Here is a 2,047-nt window from a genome sequence, read left to right on the forward strand (position 1 = left end):
CGTCCGGTACGTGCTCTCGGCGTGCCGGCCGGAAGCCCTCGTACTGGACGTACTCGGGGTTTCGTCCGGTGCGGCGAGTGGGGGGTACCCCCTGCTCGAGCGGAGTCGAGAGCTTGGGGGAGCGTGCCGGGCGTCGTGACGGGGCGAACGTTGCCTGCCGCGGCACTAGACGAGCCGGCGGGTCATCACCACCGTCACCGCGAAACGGCAGGCCACTGAAGCCGGGCGCTGCGCGGCAGGGGCCACGAGAGCGCGGCAGCGCCCCCGGAACCCCTCCCCCGTTCGGCCCATCCCCACCCGCCCCCCGCCCACCATCCACGCCATGGTCGTAGGAGCAGTGCGCGCGGGGCGTTCCTACGTCAGGAGGGGTGGTTGCTGCCGTGAGCCACAGGGTCGGTCCTGTCATGGGGGCGTCCGCCAGCGGGCGGGGGCTGCTGCGACGGCGCCGGCGGCGGTGGGTGCGAATCACGGCGTTCGGGGCCACGACCCTCCTCGTGGCGGCCGGCGGGGTCGGCTGGGCCGTATACGCCAAGCTCAGCGGCAACATCACGCCCGACGAGGCCGCCGCGGCCGAGCTCGCGCGGTACGACAAGGAGCGGCCCACCTCCCTGGTCAAGGGCGCGCGGAACATCCTGCTGATCGGGTCGGACTCGCGCGAGGGGCGCGACAACGCCCGCTACGGGCGGGACTCCGGCACCGAGCGGTCCGACACCACGATCCTGCTGCACCTGTCCGCGGGCCGGGGCAGCGCCACCGCCGTCTCCCTCCCCCGGGACCTGATGGTGAACCTGCCGGGCTGCCGCCGCCCGGACGGGTCGCGCAGCGCGCCCCGGTTCGCCATGTTCAACCAGGCCTTCCAGCTGGGCGGGTCGGCCTGCACCATCCGGACCGTGGAGAAGCTGACCGACATCCGCGTCGACCATCACGTCGTCGTCGACTTCCACGGCTTCAAGGAGATGGTCGACGCGGTCGACGGCGTCGAGGTGTGCCTGCGGGAGCCGATCGACGACCGGGCCGCCAAGCTGCGACTGCCCGCCGGGCGCGTGACGCTGAACGGCGAGCAGGCCCTCGGGTACGTCCGCGCCCGCAAGACCCTCGGCGACGGCAGTGACACCGAGCGGATGGAGCGGCAGCAGCGATTCCTCGGGGCACTCGTGAACAAGGTGCGCAGCAACGACGTCCTGCTGAATCCGGCGAAGCTGTATCCCGTGCTGGACGCCGCCACGTCATCTCTCACCACCGACCCGAAACTGGCGAGCTTGCGCGGTTTGTACGAACTCGTGCGCGGCCTGCGCGACATCCCCATGGAACAAGTGCAATTCCTGACCGTCCCCCGGGAGTCGTATGCGTACGACTCCAATCGCGACCAACTCGTGGAGCCCGCGGCGGAGAGGCTCTTCGAGCGGCTGCGGACGGACGGGCCGGTGGTCGTCGAGGGGAACGGCCCGCGAAGTCACGCCCCGCCGAGGCCCCCCGACACGCGTGACGGGGCGTACGGGGATTCGTATCCGGGTCCTTATCGCGGGTCCGGCGTCACCGTTTCTCCTCCACCGACGTTTCAGGGGAACACGGCAGCCGAGGACACCTGTGAGTAAAGCGGGCACCAAGGCCACTCCAAGGCAATGAACTCTTCATCCAGGAAATGGGCGAATTGCCCAGGTGTAGGGACGTGGAATGGGTCACCGTCGTCGCTCGGCGCGGAATGGGGCGGTTAATGTGAGCGATCCGGTGCGCCCGGCTCTGAGGGATGGTCCTGAGGTCGCGCACTGAGTGACCGAGACCCGAGCGCCTTGGAGGGGAAGGCGCCGCGTGCCCCGACGGAGGAATCAGGCAACCGTGGACGCGCAAGGCCGTGGGCGGGCGGACGACATCGATCCCGCAGATCAGTGGGTGCTCAACCCGAACACCGGCGAATACGAACTGCGACTGGGGCCTTCCTCAGCGCAGTCGGGCGTCCCCGCGCCCCGCAGGCCACGGCCCTCCGAGACGGCCCCGCCGGCGCGCGGCCGTACGGAGGCACCCGGCCGGTCGCGAACCGAGACGCCCG

Annotated in this window: 1 protein-coding gene and 1 pseudogene; both read left to right on the forward strand. The window is 70.9% G+C overall.

Features of this window, described 5'->3' with window-relative positions; translation table 11 throughout:
* Positions 1-404 precede the first annotated feature (404 nt).
* Positions 405-1,595, forward strand: a complete 1,191-nt coding sequence (locus tag ABZ281_RS47360) for an LCP family protein (protein ID WP_356664816.1) — start codon at positions 405-407, stop codon at positions 1,593-1,595.
* Positions 1,596-1,836: 241 nt separating this feature from the next.
* Positions 1,837-2,047 (forward strand): annotated as a pseudogene (locus tag ABZ281_RS47365) (LytR family transcriptional regulator); the annotation flags it as partial.

It is taken from the genome of Streptomyces sp. NPDC006265, from assembly GCF_040613555.1.
In the GTDB taxonomy this organism is placed as follows: domain Bacteria; phylum Actinomycetota; class Actinomycetes; order Streptomycetales; family Streptomycetaceae; genus Streptomyces.

Excerpts from the sequence above, each read along its gene's own strand:
- ABZ281_RS47360 (WP_356664816.1), top strand. The coding sequence starts at position 405 with ATGGGGGCGTCCGCCAGCGGGCGGGGGCTGCTGCGACGGCGCCGGCGG.